Below are 20,568 nucleotides of genomic sequence, written 5' to 3' on the forward strand. Positions count from 1 at the left end.
CTCCCGCCGTTCCGCCTCCATCGTTCCGCTGCGGGGGCGGCCGGAACCGTCACCGGCCGGGCGGGTTCCCTAGGCCGAGCCGCTGGGGCTCCGCCGAGGGAGAAGAGCATGAAGATTCGCGATGTGATGACCACGGACGTCCAGGTCGCCCGCCCCGACGACACCCTGCACAACGTCGCCGGGCGCATGGCCTCGGGCGACTTCGGCTTCATCCCCGTGGCCGACGGAGACCGGTTGATCGGCGCTGTGACCGATCGCGACATCGTGGTGCGCGGCGTGGCCTCGGGCGCCGGCCCCGACGCCCGCGTCATGGACGTTCTGTCGCGCGATGCCCTGGTGGTGCGCGCCGACGACGACCTGAAGATCGCCCTGGACCTGATGTCCTCGCGCCAGATCCGCCGCCTGCCGGTGGTCGACAAGGACGGCCGGCTGGTCGGGGTGGTCTCGCTGGGCGACCTGTCGACGCGGGTGAAGGAACGCTACGCCGGCGAAGCGCTGGAGGAGATTTCGCGGCCCTAGGCTCCTGCCTTCACCGCTCATCCCGGCGTCCGCCGGGATGAGCGGAAGGGGAAAGGTTAACCGCCGCTAACCACGTCGCGGAACCCGACGATAACGGCCGACGGCGCATGATCCCCCTCTTTCATCGCAATGAGGTCGGGCATGGCGCGCGCCCAGTTCCAGAAAGGCCAGAAGGTCTGGGTCGAGAGCGTGGGCGTCTGGGCCCAGGTCGAGAAGGTCCTGCCCGTCTGGGCCAAGGGCTTCGACGAGCCGGTGCGCATCACCTACGACGTGGGCCTGGGGCGTGAATTCGCGGCCGCCGAACTGCAGGTCCCAGCCGAGGACCCGACCGCCGGCGCCCTCGGCGACTGGCGCATCCTGCGGGCGCGCAACAAGTGGCAGGATCAGGCCGACTGCGCCCATCACCCCTTCCCCGGCAGCTATCCGGTCGTGGTCACCGACAAGGCCGACTGGGGCGGCTGGCGCGTGCCCGGCGCAGAATACGACCGCGACCCGCAGCGCATCGAATTCCAGTCCAGACTGATCGCGGCGGCGCCCGAACTGCTGGATCTGGCCCGTGAACTGATCACCTCCGTGGCCGAGGCGCCCGACGACGCCCCGCCGGAGACCCAGCGGCTGGCCCGCAAGGCGCAAACCATCCTGCGCCGTCTGACCGAGATCGCCGCCCCGCCTTCGGCCGCCCGGCCAGGCGAAGCCGCCGAACCGGACTTCGCCGCCGAGGCCTAGGTCGCCCTCCCCCCCTCGACGGACTCCGCGACACAGCCTAGATTCCCGGCTGAATCGTCACAGGAGGGTCGCCCTTGCGGGGCACCGAGCGCCGTCGTTACGGGCCCGGCCGTCGGGCCACGGACCATCAGGACGCGCGCTCCGCGCCCTGGGTCCGCATCCTGGCGCTCGCCGTGGCCCTGGCGCTGGCCGCCTATGTCCTGCTGATCGCGCGCGAGACTGAACGTCCCCGGCGCGAGGTCGAGGCCGCCCGGCTGGAAGCCCTGGCGCTGGAGGCTAGCCTGGCCGCCGCCCGGATCGAGGCTCGCCTAGCCCGCACCGACCGCGCCCTGGACGCCGCCGCCCGCATCCTCGCCCAGACGCCCGCGCGCCCGGTCCAGGCCCTGGACAGCGCCCGCCTGGAGGACCCCGAGGCCGCCTTCCTGGTCGCGGCCCCGAACGGCCGGGTCCTGGCCGCCAGCGGCGCGCGCCTGAACGAGCCTCAAGGCGCCGCCGGCTTCACGGTCGGCGACGACGGCCTGACCACGCGTCGCGAAACCGAAACCGGCCACGTCCTGGTCGCGCGCACGCCCCTGCCGCCGCTGGAGCCCGCCCTTAAGCAGGCCGGCCTGATCGTCCTGCCCTCGGGCCAGGCGCCGGCCGCGCCCGACCTGGCGGTCAAGGGGCCGGACGGGCGCGCCCAGACCGCCGCCGTGGCCCCGATCGGCGAAACGGGATTGTCGGCCGTCGCCGTCCTCCCCCGGCCCGACCGGCTGTCGGCCTGGCTGGACGACGCCTGGATGCTGGCCGTCCCCCTGCTGCTGGTGGTGCTGATGCTGGCGGTGATCGCCGTGCAGAACTGGCGTCAGATGCGGGTCGGCCGGCGCTGGGCCGACACGGAGCGCCGCTTCCGCGTCGCGGTCGAGGCCGCCCGCTGCGGCGTCTGGGAATGGGACCTGGCCAAGGGCGAGGCGGTGCTGTCCGACTATATGGCCGCCCTGCTGGAGGTGGAGACAGGCACGATCCTGACCACCCAGGCCATGATCGAGCGGGTCCATCCCCGCTATCGCCAGCTGATGGTCCAGGCGCTGGACGAGGCCATGGCCGGCGGCGTGTTCGAGGCCGCCTTCCCCGTGCCGCTGCGGAACGGCGGCGTGCGCTGGATCGACGCGCGCGGCCAATCGCGCCAGCCGCGCCGCGACGGCGGCTATGACAGCCTGATGGGGGTGGCGCTGGACATCACCGAGGCGCGCCGCACCAAGGCCCAGGCCCAGGCCGCCGAAAGCCGCCTGCGCGACGCCATCGAGAGCGTCTCCGACGCCTTCGTCCTGTTCGACCGGCGCGGGCGGCTGATCCTGTGGAACCAGGGCTTCCAGGACGCCTTCGCCTTCCCCGAGGGGGTGGTGCGCCGCGGCGCGCTCAAGGACGAGCTGAACCGCATCGCCGCCCAAGCCATCAAGGCCGAGCACCCCTCGGCCGGCGGCCGCGCCGGGGTGCGCGAGGTCGAGCTGAAGGACGGCCGCTGGCTGCAGATGGCCGAACGCTTCACCGGCGACGGCGGCGTGGTGGTGATCTGTGCCGACATCACCGTCATCCGCCGCCAGGAGGCCGAACGCCGCCGCGCCGCCGACGAGCTGCGGGCCATGGTCCAGGAACTGGAGGCCAGCCAGACGAACCTGGCCCTGCTGGCGCGCAAATACGAGGTCGCCATGACCCGGGCCGAGGCCGCCAACCAGGCCAAGTCCGAGTTCCTGGCCAATATGAGCCATGAGCTGCGCACCCCGCTGAACGCCATCAACGGCTTTTCGGAGATCATGGCCGGGGAGATGTTCGGCCCGCTGGGCGATCCCCGCTACAAGGGCTACGCCGCCGACATCCACGGCTCGGGCCAGCACCTGCTCAGCCTGATCAACGACATCCTGGACATGGCCAAGATCGAGGCCGGCAAGCTGACCCTGCACTACGAACCCCTGGCGCTGGATGTCCTGTGCGCCGAGGCGGTGCGGTTGATGCGCGGCAAGGCCCAGGAGGCGCGTCTGGCGCTGACGCTCGCGTGCCCTGAGGCCCTGCACATCGAGGCCGACCAGCGCGGCCTGAAGCAGGTGCTGCTGAACCTGATCTCCAACGCGGTGAAGTTCACGCCCGAGGGCGGCGCCGTGGCGGTTACGGTCTCGCCGCGCGATGCGGACACGGTGCGCGTCTCGGTCTCCGACACCGGCATCGGCATCGCCGCCACGGACCTGGAGCGGCTGGCCCAGCCGTTTGAACAGGTCGAGGGGCAGCACTCCAAGTCGACGCAGGGGACCGGCCTCGGCCTGGCCCTGACCCGATCGCTGGTCGAGCTGCACGGCGGCCGCCTGACCATCGACAGCGAACCGGGCCACGGCACCACCGTCTGGTTCGACCTGCCGATGCGCGCGCCCGAGGGGGCCGTCGCCCCGATCGGCGCCCCGGCCCGGCGGGTTCAGTCGCGCGCGGCGTGAGGCGGTAAGAGCCCTCCCCCTCGATGGGGGAGGGTTGGGCGGGGATGCGGGCAGGCCGCTTCCATGCTGGTCTCCAGAGACGCCTCGGTAGAAGGCCTCATATTCCGTGGTTCCTCTTGCGCGTCATCCTCGGCCTTGTGCCGGGGATCCATAGACTCAAGCTTTCGTGGGTTCGCGCCCCGCCTTGATGTCCGCCGTCGTGTTTATGGATTCTCGGGACAAGCCCGAGAATGACGAAAGAAATAGACGTCTTGGACGAAGTCTCTCCGTCTAGGCCGCCGGGCTCGCCTCGGCGGGACTTCCGGTCGAAGCCGCGCTCGGCGCCGTCGACGCCGCGCCGTGCGACGCATCCTTCGACTTGGAGCGGTGGCGCGACAGGATGGTCGCCAGGGCCGCGCGGTCCGCGGGCTTCAGGCGGCTCAGCGTCTCCACCGCCCCCGCCTCCAGCCGCGCCCGGCCGCGCATTTCCGAGGCGCGGGAACGCTCTAACAGGGCCGCGACGGCCACCGGGTCGAACTGGGCCGAGCGGGTCAGGGCGATGGCCTCGCGACGGGCGGCGCGGGCTTCCTCGAAGTCGGGCCGGGCCTCCAGGGCCGTGGCGCGCAACTCGCGCTTGACCTGGTCGCGCACGGCGGGCGGGCGCGCCTCGACCACCGACCAGACCGGCTCGCTGCGGCCAGGCGTCCGGCCCGCGACCGTCGCCTCCTCGACCCGCTTGGCCATCAGCCAGGCGGTCCCCCGCCGACCAGGGCGAAGATGTTGAGGGCGACCGACGCCGCCAGGGCGATCTTCAGGCCTTTCACGCTCATCCCCCCAAGTTTCATCCGCCCAGAACCTCCGTGTCGTCCGCCCCCGACAGGGCGGCCTGGTAAAGCACCGTGTCGGCGCGGATGTCAGCCGTCATCTGGCCGGTCAGGACGACGCCGAAGGCGACGCCCGCGCAGGCCGCCGCCGCCCATCCGGCGCCCGACAACCAGGTCAGGACGCCGATGGCCCCGCGCCGACGACGGCCCAGCCCCGCCCCCGCCGCATCAGCGATGACCTGCTCGCGCAGGGCGTGGGAGGCCGCCAGGCGCGGCGCGGCGTCCAACAGGGCGTCCAGGGCGTCCGCCTCAAACAGGACGGTGGCGGCGCTCGGGTCCGCCGCCGCCAGGGCGCGCCCGGCCTCGCGCTCGGCCTCGGGCCAGCGCCGCAGGTCGCCGCCATAGGCGTCGGCCAGGTGTTCAAAGCGCTCTCGGGTCATCGTCATCATCTCGTCCCCCGCCACAGCCGTTCGGCCCGTCGTCTGGCGCTCTGTCCGGCGCCCGCCTGCGGCGCGATGTCCGCAAGGGCCGTCCGCAGGGCGCGCCGTCCCCGCGACAGCAGGCTTTCCAGCGCCTCGACGCTGGTCTCCATCAGGGCCGCGGCTTCGATGTTGCCCAGTTCCTGATAGTGGCACAGGACGACGGCCTCGCGCTGGCGTTCGGGCAGACGCGCCAGCGCCGCCTCGACCCGCGCGCCCGTCTCGGCGGCCAGCAGGCCCCGGTCCGGCGCCGGGCCATCGTCGATCCGGTCGGGCACGGCGTCCGTCGCGATCTCGCGCCGGCGCCGCAGCCGGTCGTAGCAAAGGTTCAGTCCCACCCGGTGCAGCCAGGTGTCGAACCGGGCCTGGCCGGGGGTCCATCGCGGCGCTTGCCGCCAGGCCCTGAGCATCGCTTCCTGGGCCACGTCCTCAGCCTCCGCCGCGTCGCCCAGCATGCGCTGGGCGAGCGACAGCATGCGCGGCAGCTTGCGCGCGACCATGGCCTGGATCGCCGCCGGGTCGCCTTCGCCCACGCGCCGCACCAGATCCTCGTCGGGGTCGACGGTCGTCGCCAATCCTGCCTCTTCGGCTCATCCAAGAAAGGGCGGGCGGACGCGCCGCCTTCCCCGACATCACCCTACTCCGAAGCAGGCGCCGAAGGCGACGCCGGACGACGCTCGATGCGGCGCTCGATGCGCTTGACGCGAGGCATGGCGGCGCGGCGCTCTTCGACCGTCAGGACGCCGTCGTGGTCGGCGTCCATCCGCGCGAAGGCCAAGGCCGCCTTGCGCTCGGCCTCGGCGACGACGATGGGAAAACGGCGCTCGCCCTGCTCCATGGCCCTAGAGCCCATGCGGCCGTGCCCCATGCGCGGGCCGCGGACCATGCGGCCGTCGCGCGCCTGGGGCGCCTCGAACTCGGCGCGGCTGAGGGCGCCGTCCTTGTTCGCATCCAGCCGGTCGAACCGGGCCGCGCGGGCCTCCGCGCGGCGCGTCTGGATACGGGCGCGCATCTCCTCGGCCGTCACCCGGCCGTCCCCGTCGGCGTCGGCAGCGCGCAGGCGCTCGATGCGGCGCTGAATGAAGTCCGCCTGGCTGACGGGCTGGGCGGTCCGTGCCCGATGCGGCGCGGCGGGGGCCGGGGTCTGAGCATGAGCCTGGGCGATCGCGGTCCCGCCGACAGCGAGGGCCAAGGCCAAGGCGGCGGCGCTGAACGTCGTCTTCATCTCGATGATCTCCACCGGGCCGAACGGCCCCGAAGCGTTCCTGTCGAGAGTTTGAACGGCGCCCCGGTCAGAATCCGTCGCGTCTCGACGGCAGGGCCGCCTCGAAGGCCCGCCGCGCGCGCAGCCGCACGTCGATCAGCGTCGCCTTCAGCGTATCGAAATCGGGCTCCCCCGCCGCCTGGGCCAGCCGCTTCTTGAAGCCCGAGGGCTCCTGGTCCGGGTCGCCCCCGCCCTCGAAGGCGCAGGCCATGAGCTGGCCCAGCTGCTGATGCAGGCGCCAGCTCTCCGCCAGGATGGGATCGTCGCCCAGCGCCTCCAGCGTCGAGACGGTCAGGACCGCTCCGGCCTGGGCCGCCGTCAGCTGGCGATACTGGGCCACGAACTCGGCGTCGACCTGGCCGCCCGCCGACAGCTTCAGGTCCCAGAAGCCCTTAGGTCGGCGCTCGCGGTCCATCAGGTCGCGCATGGCCCGCACGTCCTCGGCGATGTCGACGCCGGGGCGCGGCCGCCGCAACGCGGCCTCCAGGGTCGCCGCGACCCGCGCGCCGAAGATCGGGTCGCTGGCCCAGACCACCCGGCCGCGCGTCAGGGCCATGAACTCCCAGGTGTCGGCCTCCTCGGCGTAATAGGCGTCCAACGCCTCCAGCCGCACCGACACCGGCCCCTTGGACCCCGTGGGCCGCAGCCGCATGTCGACCTCATAGAGGCCGCCCTCGGCCGTGTGGGCCGACAGGGCGGCGATCAGGCGCTGGGTGAAGCGGCCGTAGAAGACCTCGGCGCTCCAGCCCCGCCCGGCCGAGACGGCCTCGGGCGGCGCCGCATAGACGGTCATCAGATCCAGGTCCGACCCGGCCGTCATCTCGCGCGAGCCGGCCTTGCCCAGGGCGACGACGGCGACCGCCCCCTCGAAGGCCCCGCCCATGCGCTCGGCTTCCTTGAGGGCTGCGGGGCCAGGGCGCGCATGCAGGCGTCCGCCAGGGCGGTGTTGGCGCGGCCCGCCTCCTCCGGCCCGGCGCGGCCGGTGACGGTGTGCATGCCGATGCGGAAGACCTGCTCGCGGTGGTGGCGGCGCACCACGTTCATCGCCTCCTCGAAATCGGGCGCGGCGGCGGCCTCGGCCAGCATCTGGGCGACCACGCCGGTGTCGGCATCGAGGTCGGTCAGGAAGCGGGCGTCCAGCACCCCGTCGAGCGCCTGGGGCCGACGGCCCAGCATCCGCGCCAGCCGGGGCGCGAAGGCCATGACCTCGACCACCAGGTCGAACAGGCGCGGCTGGTTCAGGAACAGGGCCTGGACCTGCACCCCGGCGCTCAGGCCCGAGAAGAAGACGGCGAAGCGGCGAAAGGCCGCGTCGGGCGCCCCGGTCCTGGCCACCGCCGTCAGCAGGCGCGGCGCCAGGCGGGTGAACAGCTCGCGCCCCCGCGCCGTGCGCGTGGCGGGGATGCGGCCGTGATGCCAGCTGCGGATCATGTCCGACACGCTGGCCGGTTCGGAAAAGCCCATGCGCGCCAGGGTTTCCAGCGTGCCGGGGTCGTTCTCCACCCCCGTGAAGACCAGGCTGCCGTAGGGCGAGGACAGGTCCTCGCCGCCCTCGAACAGCTCGCCGTAGAGGGCGTTGACCCGCTGGAGCAGGCGCTCGACGCCTGCGTCGAAGGCGGCCAGATCCGCCTCTCCCGCCAGGGCGGCCACGTCGGCGCGGCGCGCGGGGTCGACCGGCAGCAGGTGGGTCTGCTCGTCGGCCAGCATCTGCGCCCGATGCTCAAGCTCGCGCAGCTCGACATAGGCGGCGCGCAGCTCGTCGCGCGCCTCGGGCCTGACGTGGCCCGCCGCCGTCAGGGCGTCCAGCGCCTCGAGCGTGCGCGGCGAGCGCAGGGCCGGATCGCGCCCGCCCAGGATCAGTTGCTGGGTCTGGACGTAGAATTCGATCTCGCGGATGCCGCCCCGGCCCAGCTTCAGATTGGCGCCCGCCGCCTCCAACCCCTCGCCGGTCTTGTGGACATGGATCTGCTTCTTGATCGACTGGATGTCGAGCACGGCCTGATAATCCAGGCTTCGGCGCCAGACATAGGGGACCAGGGCCTTCAGGAAGGCCGCGCCCTCGGCTTGGTCCCCGGCGCAGACGCGGGCCTTGATGAAGGCCGCCCGCTCCCAATTCTGGCCGACGGATTCGTAATAGGCCAGGGCCATGGGCGCCGCGACCACCGGCGGGGTCGAGGACGGGTCGGGCCGCAGCCGCAGGTCGACGCGGAAGACGTAGCCGTCGGCCGTCCGCTCGGTCAGCAGGGTGGCCAGCCCCTGGGCCAGGCGGTTGACGAAGCCCTGCGCCTCCACACCGTCGGCCAGGGCGCTTTCCAGCGCCTCGGGCTCGTAGAAGAGGGACAGGTCGATGTCCGAGGAGTAGTTCAGCTCGAACGCCCCGCCCTTGCCCATGGCCAGGGCGAACAGGCCCGGAACCGGCCCGCGCGGATCGTCAGGCGCCGAGATCAGCCGCCCGCGACGGCGCCAGTCGTCGGCCGTGATCCTGAGCGCTGTCCGCGCCGCCGCGTCGGCGAAGCGCGACAGGGCGGCCGTCACCTGGTCCAGGTCCCAGACCCCGCCGAGGTCGCAGAGCGCCGTGAGCAGATGCAGTTCGGCCTTCAGATGCCGCAAGGGCGCCTTGGCCTCGTCCGGCGACCCGGCCAGGGCGTCCGTCGCGGCCAAGATCTCCGCCAGCCGCGCCTCGGGATCGCTTTCCAACGTCCGCCGCAGCCGGTCCGGCCAGCGCCGCGCCAGACCCGACAGATAGGGCGAGGCGGCGAAGACGGGCGTCAGAGCATCCCAGGCCGCGTCCAGCGTCACGCGCCAGCCGTCGCCGTCCGCCGCCTCGGCCAGCCGTTCATGCAGGCGCGCGGCCGCCTCGGCGTCGCGCACGGGGCCGCACGGCTTCAGCCGCGTCGCCAGGGCTGCGCTCACGCGCCTGCTCCGCCGTCCGGCGCCCGCGTCGCGGCGGGCAGGATCAGGGCCACGCGCAGGCCCGGCCCGCGCCCGTCAAAGGCGCCCGGCCCCTCGTCCAGCTGGATGCGGCCGCCGTGCGCCTCGGCCACCGCCGTGACCAGGGACAGGCCCAGGCCCGAGCCCGGCTCGGTGCGGCTGTTGTCCAGGCGCACGAAGCGCTGCAGCACCCGCTCGCGGTCCTCGTCCGGCACGCCCGGCCCGTTGTCGGTGACGGAAAACTCCACATCGCCCGACGAGCGCCGCCGCGCGCGGAACATCACCGCCCCGCCTTCGGGCGTATATTTGATGGCGTTGTCGATCAGATTGGCCAGGGCCTGGGCCAGGAAGGGCTGATTGCCCTCGATCATCAGCCCCTTCTCGATCTCGGCCGCGAACTCCAGCCCCTTGTCCTCGCCCGCCGGTTCGTAGAGTTCGGCCATGTCGGCGGCCAGGTCGGCGGCGTCGAACACCCTGGGCTCGGGCGCGCCGCCCGCCTGCAGCCGGGCGATGGCCAGGACGGTGTTGAAGGTCTTCAGCAGGGCGTCCGCCTCGTCCAGGGCTACGCCCAGGGCCTCGACGCCCGAGGTCCGCCCCGCCTCGGCGTCGATCAGGGCGACCTCCATCTTGGCCTTCATCCGGTTCAGCGGCGTGCGCAGGTCGTGGGCGATAGCATCGCCCGCATGGCGGATCGAGGCCATGGAGCCCTCCAGCCGATCCAGCATGCCGTTCAGCCCCTGGGCCAGCTCGTCCAGTTCATCGCCCGAATGGCGGATCGGCGCGCGCGCCTTCAGGTCGCCCTCCTGCACCGCCGCGACCACGCGGTTCAGCCCGCCCATGGCCCGCTCGACGCCCCGGCTGATCCACAGCCCGCCGCCGACCCCCAGCACCAACACCATGACCATCGCCCCCCACAGGGCCTGGGTCAGGCGCGCCAGGTAGGCCTCGATGTCGCCGATGTCCTCGCCGACGAAGAGCTGTTCTCCGCCCGACAGGGGCATCTCCACGCCGAGGGCCTGGCGGCGCCTCACCCGACCTTCCTCGTCGGTGTCGGTCAGGCGGAAGTCCTGCCAGCGGCCCCCCTGGACGGGCGCCCCCGGGTCCAGCGGCGAGGTCGAGATGTTGCCGGTGATGGTTTTCCGCTCGGCGTCCATCAGCAGGTAGAGATAGGGCCCCCCTCTCAGGGCGCGGTCGATCAGCGCCTGGTTCAGGGCGTCGCGTCCGCGCGTGCGATAGACGGCGGTCAAGGCGTCGACCTCGGCGGTGATGCTGGCCTCGGCCCGCGCCCGCGCCTCGGACGCCGAGGCGAAATAGACATAGGCCAGAACCGCGCTGGCCGTCGCCACGAACAGGGCCAGGAACAGCAGCGTCAGCCGGAAGGGCGTGCGTCGGAAGAGGGAGGGCAGTTTCATCAGAGGGACGCCTCTCCCTCCCCGTCCCGGGGAGGGTGGCCGGCGCATCGCGCCGGCCGGGTGGGGCGGGCAAGGCAGTACAGCCGCACCTCAGCCACGATGTCCTCTAGGTCGTCCCGCACGGCCAGATTCGTATATCGCAGCGTCCGCCATCCCTGCCTCGCCAATACAGCGTCCCGCACCCTGTCCTTGCGCGCCCGATCTTCGTCGTCATGGGAAGCGCCGTCCACCTCATCAGCGACGAGGCGATCAATGCAGGCGAAATCGAGAAAGTAGCCTCGCAACAGCGCCTGTCGTCGGAAGTGAAGGCCGTCGGTTCTGAGACCGCGCAAGGCGGACCACAGCCGCGCCTCCGACGGCGTTAGCGCCTTCCGCATGGCGCGGGCTCTGGCGATGATCGCCATATCGCCTTGCCCTCCCCACCCGGTCGCTGCGCGACCATCCTCCCCGGGACGGGGAGGGAAAGGTTTCGCCCGAATCCCCTACGCCTCCAGCCGGTATCCCGCGCCGCGCACGGTCTGCAGCATGGCCTTGTCGAAGCCCTTGTCGATCTTGGAGCGCAGGCGGCTGATGTGGACGTCGATGACGTTGGTCTGGGGGTCGAAATGGTATTCCCAGACCTTCTCCAGCAGCATGGTGCGCGTCACCGACTGGCCGGCGTGGCGCATCAGGAACTCCAGCAGCTGGAACTCGCGCGGCTGCAGGTCGATCTCCTGGCCCGCGCGGTGGACGGTGCGGGCGATCAGGTTCATCTCCAGGTCGCCGACCTTGAGCACCGTCTGCACCCCGCCCGTCTCGCGGCGGCGCGACAGGGCCTCGACCCGGGCGACCAGTTCGGCCAGGGCGTAGGGCTTGACCAGGTAGTCGTCGGCGCCCGCCTTCAGGCCGGTGACCCGGTCCTCGACCTCGCCCAGGGCCGACAGGAACAGGACCGGCGTCTGGTCGCCGCCCTTGCGCACCGTCTCGACCATGCCGACGCCGTCTAGGCGAGGCATCATCCGGTCGACGACATAGACGTCGTAGCCGCCCTTCTGCGACTCGAGCAGGCCGAAGGCGCCGTCGACGGCGTGGGTCACTTCATGCCCGGCTTCGGTCAGGCCGCGCACCATGGCGGTCGCGGCTTCAGCATCGTCCTCAACCACCAGAATACGCATGGGCCCCTCCAGATAAAGATTCGGCGGCGATGTTAGCGCATCGCCGCCGATCCCGTCAGTTACGCCTTATTCAGACTTGGCGAAGGGCACCACGATGGGCACGTTGCCGTTCGGCGTCTTCACCAGCAGCAGGACGCCGGGGCGGCCCGCCGCGCGCGTCGCCTCGACCGCATCGCGGAAGTCCTTGACCGAGGACACCGGGCGGCCGTTGGCCTGGACCACAACGAAGCCCGGCCGGAAGCCAAGACGGCCGGCGCGCGACTGGGCCTCGACGGCGGTGATGACCACGCCGCGCGTCTCGGCCGACAGGTCATAGCGGCTGCGCAGGGCGGCGCTGATCGGGGCCACGGTCAGGCCTTCGACCTTCTCGCCGGCGACGGCCTCGGGCGCGCCGGGCGCGGTCGAATCCTCGCCCTCCTCGCCCTGGGTTGCGCCCAGGTTGGACGGACGCGTGCCCGCGCGGACGGTGACGGTCTGGCGACGACCTTCGCGCAGCAGCTCAAGGCGCAGCGTATCGCCCGGCTTGGCGGCGCCGACGGCGCGGGTCAGCTCATTGCTGCCCTCAATCGGACGGCCGTTCAGAGAGACGACGACATCGCCCGGCTGAAGACCTGCCCGGTCACCCGGCGCACCCGCCGTTACATTGGTGACATAGGCGCCTTTGGTGCCCTCGGGCAGGCCCAGGCTCTCGCGGTATTCGGCGGTCAGATTGCCGATTTCCACGCCCAGATAGCCGCGCTCGATCTTCTCGCCGCGCATCAGGCGATCGACCGTCTCCTTGGCGATCCCCGCGGGGATGGCGAAGCCGATGCCGACCGAACCGCCGGTCGGCGAGACGATCGCCGTGTTCACGCCGATGACCCGGCCGTAGATGTCGAAGGTCGGGCCGCCCGAGTTGCCCCGGTTGATGGCCGCGTCGATCTGGATGAAGTCGGTGTAGGGGTTCTCATTGCCGCCGATGGCGCGCGCCTTGGCCGAGACGATGCCCGCCGTCGCCGTGCCGCCCAGGCCGAAGGGGTTGCCCACGGCGATGACCCAGTCGCCGACGCGCGGCTCGGCCTTATCCTCGAAGGAGACGAAGGGGAAGGCGGCGCCCTCGACCTTGATGACGGCCAGGTCGGTCAACGGGTCGCGACCGATCAGGCGCGCCTTCAGCTCGCGCTCGTCGTTCAGGCGGACCGTGATCTCCTCGGCGTTCTCGACCACGTGATTGTTGGTGACGATGAAGCCGTCGGCCGAGATGAAGAAGCCCGAACCGGCGCCGGCGGCCAGCTGGGTGTCAGCCTCCTCGCCCGAGCCCCCCGGCGCGCCGGGAATCGGCACAGCGCCGAAGCCGGGGATCTGGATCAGGTTGCGCGGGCGCTGGACGCGGGTCTTCACATCGATCTGCACCACGGCGGGGGCGACCTGCTGGAAGATGTCGGCGAAGCTGAGCGGCGCGCCTTGCGGCGGGGCGAAGGCCAGGCCCGCGGCCCCGGCCGAGGGAACCAGCTGTCCGACCTGGGCGGCCGGGGCGGCGGTGGCGCCCGGCCAGGTGATGACCCCGCCCGCCGTCGCGGCGGCGGCGAAGGTCAGGCCGACGGCGGCCCCCAGAATGAACTCCTTGCGTTTCAGCATCGTCGTCCTTGCAGTCCTTACTGGCGGATACGGAAAGCTCCGTTCGCCCATGGATATAGGGCGTCAGGGCTCAAGCCAATGCACGCCGTCGCGATGATTGTTCGTCAGGATCGTTCGCCGTAAGGCGCGTCTGCGTCAGGAAGGCGGCGAAGGCTGTCCGGACGGACAGGCTTCAGGACCTGGAGAAGGCGTCCTCGTCGCCTTCCGTGAGCTCGGCCAAGGCGCGCTCCTCCTCGGCCGTCAGGGGCGCAGCCTCCCCCGCCCGGCGCCGCCGCGCGCGCAGGACCAGCACCACGCCCGCCCCCGCCGCCAGCGCAAAGGGGCCGAACCACAGGACCCAGGTGCCGATCCGCACCGGCGGCTGGAACAGCACATAGTCGCCGTAGCGGCGGATCAGGTCGGCCTTGATCTCTTCGTCGGTCCTGCCGGCGGCGATCTGCTCGCGCACCAGGCGGCGCAGGTCGGCGGCGATGCCGGCGGGGCTGTCGGCGATGGATTCGTGCTGGCAGACGACGCAGCGGATGTCGCCAAACAGGGCGCGGGCGCGGGCCTCCTGGGCCGGGTCGGCCAGGGCCTGGTCGGGCGCGGGCGGCGGCTCGGCCCAAGCGCTGGACACGACGGCGGGCGCGGCGGCGCTCGCCAGCGCCACGGCGGCGAAAAGGGCGGCGACGCGCTTCACGCCTTCGTCTCGATGGGTTGACCCGCCTTCTTGGCGCGCGCGCCCGCGCCGACGCGCAGGCGACGATCCAGCAGGGAGATCAGTCCCCCCAGCGCCATCAGCGCCGGTCCCAGGAAGATCAGCCGCGCCCAGGGGTTGTAGTAGAGGCGCACGATCCAGGCGCGCTCGCCCGTATCGGTGGCGGCCCGGTCGCCCATGACGGCATAGACATCGTCCAGCCCACGGAAATCCAGGCCGACCTCGGTCGTCGTCTGGCCGCCCGCCGGGAAGAAGCGGCGCTCGGCGGTGATGACGCGCTTGGGCGCGCGGCCGTCGACCGGCATGATGGTCAGGCGGCCCTGCTCGGCCAGGTAGTTCGGTCCCTCGATGACCTGGACCGCGTCCAGCCGCGCCTTCCACGGCCCGGCGGCGACCTCGCCGCCCAGCGGCAGGGCGGCGGCCGTCTCGGCCTTGAAGCTGGTCTCGACCACGGCGCCCAGGATGAAGACGCCCAGGCCAGCGTGGGCCAGGGCCATGCCCCAGGCGCCCAGCGGCAAGCCCTTGGCCCGGCGCAATGTCTCGGCCACGGGCGCCCGGAAGGCCTTGGTTCGCACGCCGAGTTCCGCCAGAGCGCCGCCGATCAGCCAGGCGCCGACGCCGAGGCCTGCGGCGGCCAGCGCCTTCTTCGGCTCGAACAGGAAGAAGGCGGCGAAGGCGGCCAGAACGGCCAGGCCGGCGGCCAGCCACAGGCGCTGCAAGGCGCCTTTCAGATCGCCGCGTTTCCACGCCAGCAGCGGCCCGGCGGGCAGGATCAGGCAGGCGACGATCATCAGCGGGTTGAAGACGGCGTTGAAATAGGGCGGGCCGACCGAGATGGTCGCCCCCGTCACGCCTTCCAGAATAAGCGGATAGAGGGTGCCCAGCAGCACCGTCGCCGCCGCCGCCGTCAGGAACAGGTTGTTCAGCACCAGCGCGCCTTCGCGGCTGATCGGCGCGAACGCCGCGCCCGAGCGGATGGCCGGGGCGCGCAGGGCGAACAGGATGAAGGCCGCGCCCGCCGCCACGCCCAGGATGGCCAGCAGCATCATCCCCCGCTGCGGGTCGACGGCGAAGGCGTGGACGCTAGTCAGCACGCCCGAGCGCACCAGGAAGGCGCCCAGCATGGAGAAGGTGAAGGCCAGGATGGCCAGGAAGACGGTCCAGCCCGCCAGCGCCCCGCGCCGTTCCGTGACGATGGCCGAGTGCAGCAGGGCCGCGCCCGCCAGCCAGGGCATGAAGGAGGCGTTCTCGACCGGATCCCAGAACCACCAGCCGCCCCACCCCAGCTCGTAATAGGCCCAGAAGGCGCCGAGCGTGATGCCGACGGTCAGCAGGGCCCAGGACGCCAGGGCCCAGGGCCGCACCCAGCGCCCCCAGGCCGGATCGACCCGCTTCTCGATCAGGGCGGCGACCGCCAGCGAGAAACAGACCGAAAACCCGACATAGCCGCCGTAGAGCAGCGGCGGATGCACCGCCAGCGCCGGGTCCTGCAGCAGGGGGTTCAGCGACGCGCCCTGCACCGGCGCCGGGTCCAGCCGGAAGAAGGGGTTGGAGGTGAAGGCGGCGAAGGCCAGAAACAGGCTCGACAGGGCCGCCTGCACGGCCACGGCCGAGGTCTTCAGCCCGAACGGCAAGCCGCGCGCCAGGGCCAGCGCCCCGCCGAAGACCGTCATCACCAGGCACCACAGCAGCAGCGAACCTTCATGGCTGCCCCAGGCCCCGGCGACCTTGTAGAGCATCGGCTTGTCGGTGTGGCTGTTCATGGCCACGTTCGAGACCGAGAAGTCGGAGACCACGAAGGCGTAGATCAGGGCGCCGAAGGCCAGGACGATGGCCCCGGCCGAGGCCAGCAGGGCCCCGCCGCCCGCGCCCGCCAGGACGGGGCTGAGCCGCAGCCGTCCCGCCGTGGTCAGGGCCAGGCTGAGGACCGACAGCGACAGGGCCAGGATCAGGGCGAAGGCGCCCAGTTCGACGATCACGCCTTACGCCCCCTGCGTCGCGGCGGCGGGCGCGGCTTCGCCCGCCTCGGGCCGCCACTCGCCCTTTTCCTTCAGCCGGTCGGCGACTTCGCGCGGCATATAGGTCTCGTCGTGCTTGGCCAGCACCTGGCTGGCCTCGAAGGTGCGGTCGGGGCGGAAGGCCCCCTGCGCCACTATGCCCTGCCCCTCGCGGAACAGGTCGGGCAGGTCGCCGTGATAGACGACGCGCGCCGTCCCGGCGTTGTCGGTGACCACGAAGGCGACCGAGCCGTCGGCGGCCTTGTGCACGCTGCCCGCCTCGACCAGGCCGCCCAGGCGGATCATCTGGCCGGCGGGAACCTTCTGCGGCGTCACTTCCGAGGGGGAGTAGAAGAAGGTGACGTTGTCCTTCATCGCCCACAGCGACAGGCCCACGGCCAGGGCCAGCACCGGCGCCGCGGCGATCACGACCCACAGGCGACGGCGCGCCTTGGGCGATTTGGGCAACCAGCTCATGTCAGTAGATCGGTCCGAAGGCGGCGAGGAAGGCCGCCGCATATAAGGGGTGGGACGGGCGCGGCCAAAGGGTCATCGCGCGGCCTCGGCCAGGCGGCGCTGCAGGTCGGCGCGCCGCGGGTCGGCCGGGTCCAGGACGGCGATCAGCGGCGCCCACATGGCCTCGGCCTCGGTCCGGTCGCCCCGCGCCAGGGCGGCGTCGCCCAGGTAGAAGCGCGCGCCCAGTTGATCGGGGTCCAGCTTGACCGCCTGGCGGAAGGCCGCCTCGGCGTCGCCGTCGACCGCCCCGCCGTTGGCCCGCACCAGGCTTTCGCCCAGCCGCGCCCAGCTCTGGGCGTCGTCGGGCTGGAGAGCCAGGGCGCGGCGGAAGGCCGAGGCCGCGCCGATAGGATCGCCCGCCTCGAACCGGGCGGCGCCCAGCATGGTCAGGGCCAGCCGGTCGTCGGGCCGGTCCTTGACCACCTGCCCCAGCACGGCCGCGACCTGCGCGGGCTCCAGCGCCTCGGGCGTCGCGGCCCATTCGCGCACGCGCGTCTCATAGGCCTGATCCTTCAGGCCCGGCGCACAGAGGGCGACATAGAGGCCCAGCGTCGCCGCCGCCGTCAGCCCCAGGCCGCCCAGAACCCAATAGCGGTCAGCCGGACGCGCGACCGGGCGACGGTCGGCGCGGCGGGCGGCCAGCAGGCGACGCCCGGCCTCGGCCCGGGCGGCGGTCCATCCCGCCTCGTCCAGCAGGCCGCGCGCCTTCAGCCGGTCCAGCTCGGCCAGTTCGCGCGCGCCCGCCTCGCGGTCGACGGCGCCCTCGGCCTCCGCGCCGCGCCGGGCGCCGGACAGCACCACCAGCCCCGCCAGGGCGGTCGCCATGGCCGTCATGATCCAGAAGATCGTCATGCCCGCCGCTGTAGCGGATCAGGCGGCGGGAGGCGAGACGCGCGACGCCGCACCCGCGGCCATCAGGCGGCGTCGGACCGTGCGCGAGGCCTCGCGCGCCCCGATCAGGCCCAGCAGTTCGGCAGTCAGGGCGATGCGCTTGCGCGCCCCAGGCCCGTCGGCCATCTGGTCGTCGTTGAGCCGCTCCATGGCCTCGTCGGCCCAGGCGGCCAGGCGGCCGGTCAGAGCCTCGGCCGTCTGGCGGCGCTCGGCCTCGCAGCCGAACACGGCCGCCGGCCCGCGCACGATTCCGACCAGAGCCGACAGGACGCGGGCGCGCGCGGCGGCGACCGCCTCGACCGCGCCGTCCAGCCGGGGCGTCGGCCGCGTCATCCGTCCGACCAGGGCGGCGCGCTCGACCGGCAACACCGCATCGACCGCCCTTTCGGCGGCGCTGAAGCGTTCGGACAGGCCGACCGCGACCTTGAGCCGCGCCTGCCGCACCGCCTTGCCCCAGGCGCTGTCCGGCTTGAGCGGCAGGACCATGTCGATCTCGGCCAGGGTCTCGGCGCACCAGTCCAGGTCGGCCTTGAAGGCGTCCAGGTCAGCATCGGCCGCCGTCGGGTCGAAGGCGGCCGCGTCCGACGCGCGCCGCGCCAGGGCGAACAGGACGCGATCGACGAAGACGCGCAGCTCGCTTTCGCCCAGGGCGGTCTCGGGGCTCAGGTCGCGGCCCGAGCCCGGCGCGGCCAAGCCGGCCACGCGCAGGATCAGCCGCGCATCCGCCAGATGGGCGAAGACGACCTCAAGCAGGCGAGCGGCCCCGTCCGGGGCGATGGCGGCCGCCTGGCGCAGAGCCAGCTTCAGCTCGGCGGCGGCTTCGGGGGTTGAGCGGCCGACCCAGTCGGGCAGATGCGGCAGGGCCCGCCGCGCCACGGCCGCCAGGTCGAGACAGGCGGCCAGGTCGTTCGCCTGGGACGGGTCGGCGTCGGCCCAGACCTCCTCGGGCCGGTCGCGCAGGGCGACCGCGGCGCTGAGGCACAGGCGGTCGGCGACCATGCGCGACAGATCGTCGTCGCGGTCCAGCTGGGGCAGAAGTTCAGGCTCGCTGCGGGTGGCCGCGCGCCACAGCCGACCCAGCACGGCCGGCGGAAAACCCAGTCCCGGCAGGCCGTCGGCGCGCGGCCGAAACAGAGGCAGAAGCGGGGCGAACGCAATGGAGCGGCGCCGCCGATCCAGCGCCTCGACCGCGATCATGTCGCGCAGAGCCGCCGCCCGGTCGCCCGCCATCGTCCCCGCCAGCCCCGACAGCTGCGACAGGATCCGGTCGGGGCACCGTTCGATCAGCCGGGCCAGGGCGGCCCTCTGCGCGACCGACAGGTCCGCCATTCACGCTCCTCCGACCGAACCGAATCCCGGCCACGGGGCCGAGGGTGCGCCCTTCGGGTTAACAGGAGCTTTGGGCGACGAGCTCTACCCTCGCCGTCACTCCAAGGCACACAGCGAAGGCGGCGCCCCGCCCTCCGGCGCTTGCGGCAACTTGTCGACCTTTGCAGTAGGCGACGGGACGGGTCTAGATGTGCTGCGCAAGGAGAAGGGGAGGGCTTCTTGGATCTAGAACGGCGCCTGGTAGCAATCGGTTTGCCGTTGATGGTCGCGGGCTGTTCAACCACGCCACTGGTCGGCGACGCTGGCCTTGTGCAGCCCTTCTCGAATGAGCGCCAAACTACCCTGCTCCCGCATGATCCGCCGCTGACCGCAGCCTACCAGCGGCGCTTCAAGCGCCTGACCTTTGTGGGGATCGAGCACACGACCAACCCCCAGAGTGCGAGCTTTGCGGCCATAGAGAAGGCCTTCGACACGCTCCAGCCTCGGGCGGTGATTGTCGAGGGCTTCGCGACGCTATGGGGGCCGAGCCCCTCCTTCTTGCTCAAGTCGCTGGACAAGCCCTGGGAGCAGCGGAACTCCTATGAGCGGGGCGAAGCCTTCCACGCCGTCACCCTGGCGGCCGGACGCCAGGTTCCCTTTTGGGGCGGCGAGCCCACAGACTCGGAATTGGTCGATCGGTTGTTAGCCATGGGCTCCGCCTCGGCCGACGTCTTCGCTGCGCTGATGTTTGGTCCGCTGAATCAGGACTGGCGGAGCGGCGCGTTTCTGGCGCCGACGGGCCCTGATTTCGAAGTGTCCTACGCGCGCTGGGCTGCCGACATTGAACAGGCCTTCGCCAATCCTCCGCCGACCGATCTCGCCAGTTTCCAAGCTTGGTACCTAGCTCGCTTCGGAAAGCCGATTGAGGCCGATCCGGAGTGGGCGACGCGCGGCGGCCCGGACGGCGATAGCATCTCCGAGCGCATCGGCGGGCAATCGAACCTGCTGCGTGATCGCCACCTGTTCGAATTGATGCTGAAGCTTACCAATGAGCGGGAGCGGGTATTGACGGTGTTCGGCAGCAGCCATTTGGCAAATCAGTGGGACGCCCTCAAGGCCAGCTTTGGAGCCCCTATCCTGCGCTAAGCCTACCCTGGCGGAGCTCGCCGTGGTGTCCTGCCCCCTAGCCGACGTCGACGGCTCTCCAGCCTTGGCCAAGGTCCGTTATCGGCGCCCATGCCCAAGACTGAAATCGCCCCATTGCGGACATTCAGCACGACGGGCAGGGTTCGGCGTCTGGGAATGCGCGAGAGGCTTTCGACCGTGGGACACCAAGAGGTTTTAGTCCGCGCGCCCGGCTCGTTCATATTGGTTGGGGGTAGCGTGGAAGTCGATGCTCCCCCGTTTGGGGACGGTCCAGCCCGGCTTTGGGCAGATGAGCGTTGCGTCTGTATCGGAACCCTCTCTGAGGTCGATGGGCACACGCGCGTGATTGTCGGATCGAATGTTGATCACTCCAACCTCGCGCTGGCCTTCAGCGGCGAAATCGCCACTCCAGCCCGGCGACTGGTGGTCAGCGACGCAGAGTTGAACACGTTGATCGAAGTCGCCGTTCCCGCTCACTTGACCAACCTGTCGGTCTGGACGAACGACGCACGCGAACCGACCATGATCGCAATCGACGTCACTGGTCGTTAGGCCGCTTTCCACCCCTAGCGGAAGTCCAAGCGGGCCGCTTTCCGGCCTGGCGGCCAACGTCCGCTTTCGGCCCGACGCCCAGGACCGAAATCGA

Annotated in this window: 18 protein-coding genes and 1 pseudogene; 5 read left to right on the top strand and 14 right to left on the bottom strand. The window is 71.8% G+C overall.

The window, feature by feature from the left end:
• The first annotated feature begins 108 nt into the window (after positions 1-108).
• From D8I30_RS02460 to D8I30_RS02470, 3 genes are all read left to right on the top strand, one after another.
• Positions 109-519 (top strand): CBS domain-containing protein, encoded by a 411-nt coding sequence (locus tag D8I30_RS02460; protein ID WP_121481330.1) that lies wholly within the window; start codon positions 109-111, stop codon positions 517-519.
• A 141-nt stretch (positions 520-660) separates the two neighbouring features.
• The gene (locus D8I30_RS02465) at positions 661-1,245 is read left to right on the top strand and encodes a hypothetical protein (protein WP_121481331.1); all 585 of its coding nucleotides are present in this window, start codon (positions 661-663) and stop codon (positions 1,243-1,245) included.
• 74 nt (positions 1,246-1,319) lie between these two features.
• Positions 1,320-3,707 (top strand): sensor histidine kinase, encoded by a 2,388-nt coding sequence (locus tag D8I30_RS02470; RefSeq protein ID WP_121481332.1) that lies wholly within the window; start codon positions 1,320-1,322, stop codon positions 3,705-3,707.
• Between the two features lie 270 nt (positions 3,708-3,977).
• Here D8I30_RS02470 and D8I30_RS02475 read toward each other — a convergent pair whose 3' ends face one another.
• From D8I30_RS02475 to D8I30_RS02540, 14 genes and pseudogenes are all read right to left on the bottom strand, one after another.
• On the bottom strand, positions 3,978-4,430 hold the full coding sequence (locus tag D8I30_RS02475) for a periplasmic heavy metal sensor (protein ID WP_240387293.1): 453 nt from the start codon (positions 4,428-4,430) through the stop codon (positions 3,978-3,980).
• A 97-nt stretch (positions 4,431-4,527) separates the two neighbouring features.
• On the bottom strand, positions 4,528-4,956 hold the full coding sequence (locus D8I30_RS02480) for a hypothetical protein (protein WP_240387294.1): 429 nt from the start codon (positions 4,954-4,956) through the stop codon (positions 4,528-4,530).
• The gene (locus tag D8I30_RS02485) at positions 4,956-5,564 is read right to left on the bottom strand and encodes an RNA polymerase sigma factor (RefSeq protein ID WP_121481333.1); all 609 of its coding nucleotides are present in this window, start codon (positions 5,562-5,564) and stop codon (positions 4,956-4,958) included. Before D8I30_RS02485 ends, D8I30_RS02480 begins: the two co-directional genes overlap by 1 nt.
• Positions 5,565-5,626: 62 nt before the next feature.
• Positions 5,627-6,214: an EF-hand domain-containing protein gene (locus D8I30_RS02490; protein ID WP_162938784.1), complete on the bottom strand. Its 588-nt coding sequence runs from the start codon at positions 6,212-6,214 to the stop codon at positions 5,627-5,629.
• Between the two features lie 67 nt (positions 6,215-6,281).
• Positions 6,282-9,166: pseudogene (locus D8I30_RS02495) on the bottom strand (bifunctional [glutamine synthetase] adenylyltransferase/[glutamine synthetase]-adenylyl-L-tyrosine phosphorylase).
• Positions 9,163-10,596, bottom strand: a complete 1,434-nt coding sequence (locus D8I30_RS02500) for a sensor histidine kinase (protein WP_121481335.1) — start codon at positions 10,594-10,596, stop codon at positions 9,163-9,165. The pseudogene D8I30_RS02495 and the gene D8I30_RS02500 overlap by 4 nt, the downstream one beginning before the upstream one ends.
• Positions 10,596-11,000: an endonuclease domain-containing protein gene (locus D8I30_RS02505; protein WP_121481336.1), complete on the bottom strand. Its 405-nt coding sequence runs from the start codon at positions 10,998-11,000 to the stop codon at positions 10,596-10,598. The genes D8I30_RS02500 and D8I30_RS02505 overlap by 1 nt, the downstream gene beginning before the upstream one ends.
• Before the next feature lie 78 nt (positions 11,001-11,078).
• A complete protein-coding gene (locus D8I30_RS02510) occupies positions 11,079-11,750 on the bottom strand; it encodes a response regulator transcription factor (RefSeq protein ID WP_121481337.1) in 672 nt (223 codons plus the stop codon).
• 66 nt (positions 11,751-11,816) lie between these two features.
• Positions 11,817-13,367: a Do family serine endopeptidase gene (locus D8I30_RS02515; RefSeq protein WP_121481338.1), complete on the bottom strand. Its 1,551-nt coding sequence runs from the start codon at positions 13,365-13,367 to the stop codon at positions 11,817-11,819.
• Between the two features lie 172 nt (positions 13,368-13,539).
• A complete protein-coding gene (locus D8I30_RS02520; protein WP_121481339.1) occupies positions 13,540-14,046 on the bottom strand; it encodes a cytochrome c-type biogenesis protein in 507 nt (168 codons plus the stop codon).
• Positions 14,043-16,043, bottom strand: a complete 2,001-nt coding sequence (locus D8I30_RS02525; protein ID WP_121481340.1) for a heme lyase CcmF/NrfE family subunit — start codon at positions 16,041-16,043, stop codon at positions 14,043-14,045. Before D8I30_RS02525 ends, D8I30_RS02520 begins: the two co-directional genes overlap by 4 nt.
• Before the next feature lie 3 nt (positions 16,044-16,046).
• On the bottom strand, positions 16,047-16,538 hold the full coding sequence (gene ccmE / locus D8I30_RS02530) for a cytochrome c maturation protein CcmE (RefSeq protein ID WP_121481341.1): 492 nt from the start codon (positions 16,536-16,538) through the stop codon (positions 16,047-16,049).
• Positions 16,539-16,610: 72 nt separating this feature from the next.
• Positions 16,611-17,429: a c-type cytochrome biogenesis protein CcmI gene (ccmI, locus tag D8I30_RS02535; protein WP_121481342.1), complete on the bottom strand. Its 819-nt coding sequence runs from the start codon at positions 17,427-17,429 to the stop codon at positions 16,611-16,613.
• An 18-nt stretch (positions 17,430-17,447) separates the two neighbouring features.
• A complete protein-coding gene (locus tag D8I30_RS02540; protein WP_121481343.1) occupies positions 17,448-18,797 on the bottom strand; it encodes a hypothetical protein in 1,350 nt (449 codons plus the stop codon).
• A 219-nt stretch (positions 18,798-19,016) separates the two neighbouring features.
• On the opposite strand from D8I30_RS02540, the gene D8I30_RS02545 reads away from it, so the two are divergent.
• The gene (locus D8I30_RS02545; protein ID WP_121481344.1) at positions 19,017-19,922 is read left to right on the top strand and encodes a hypothetical protein; all 906 of its coding nucleotides are present in this window, start codon (positions 19,017-19,019) and stop codon (positions 19,920-19,922) included.
• 90 nt (positions 19,923-20,012) lie between these two features.
• Entirely contained in the window at positions 20,013-20,474 is a 462-nt protein-coding gene (locus tag D8I30_RS14305; RefSeq protein ID WP_162938785.1) for a hypothetical protein, read from the top strand.
• Positions 20,475-20,568 lie beyond the last annotated feature (94 nt).

The sequence above is a fragment of the Brevundimonas naejangsanensis genome, from assembly GCF_003627995.1.
GTDB lineage: Bacteria > Pseudomonadota > Alphaproteobacteria > Caulobacterales > Caulobacteraceae > Brevundimonas > Brevundimonas naejangsanensis_B.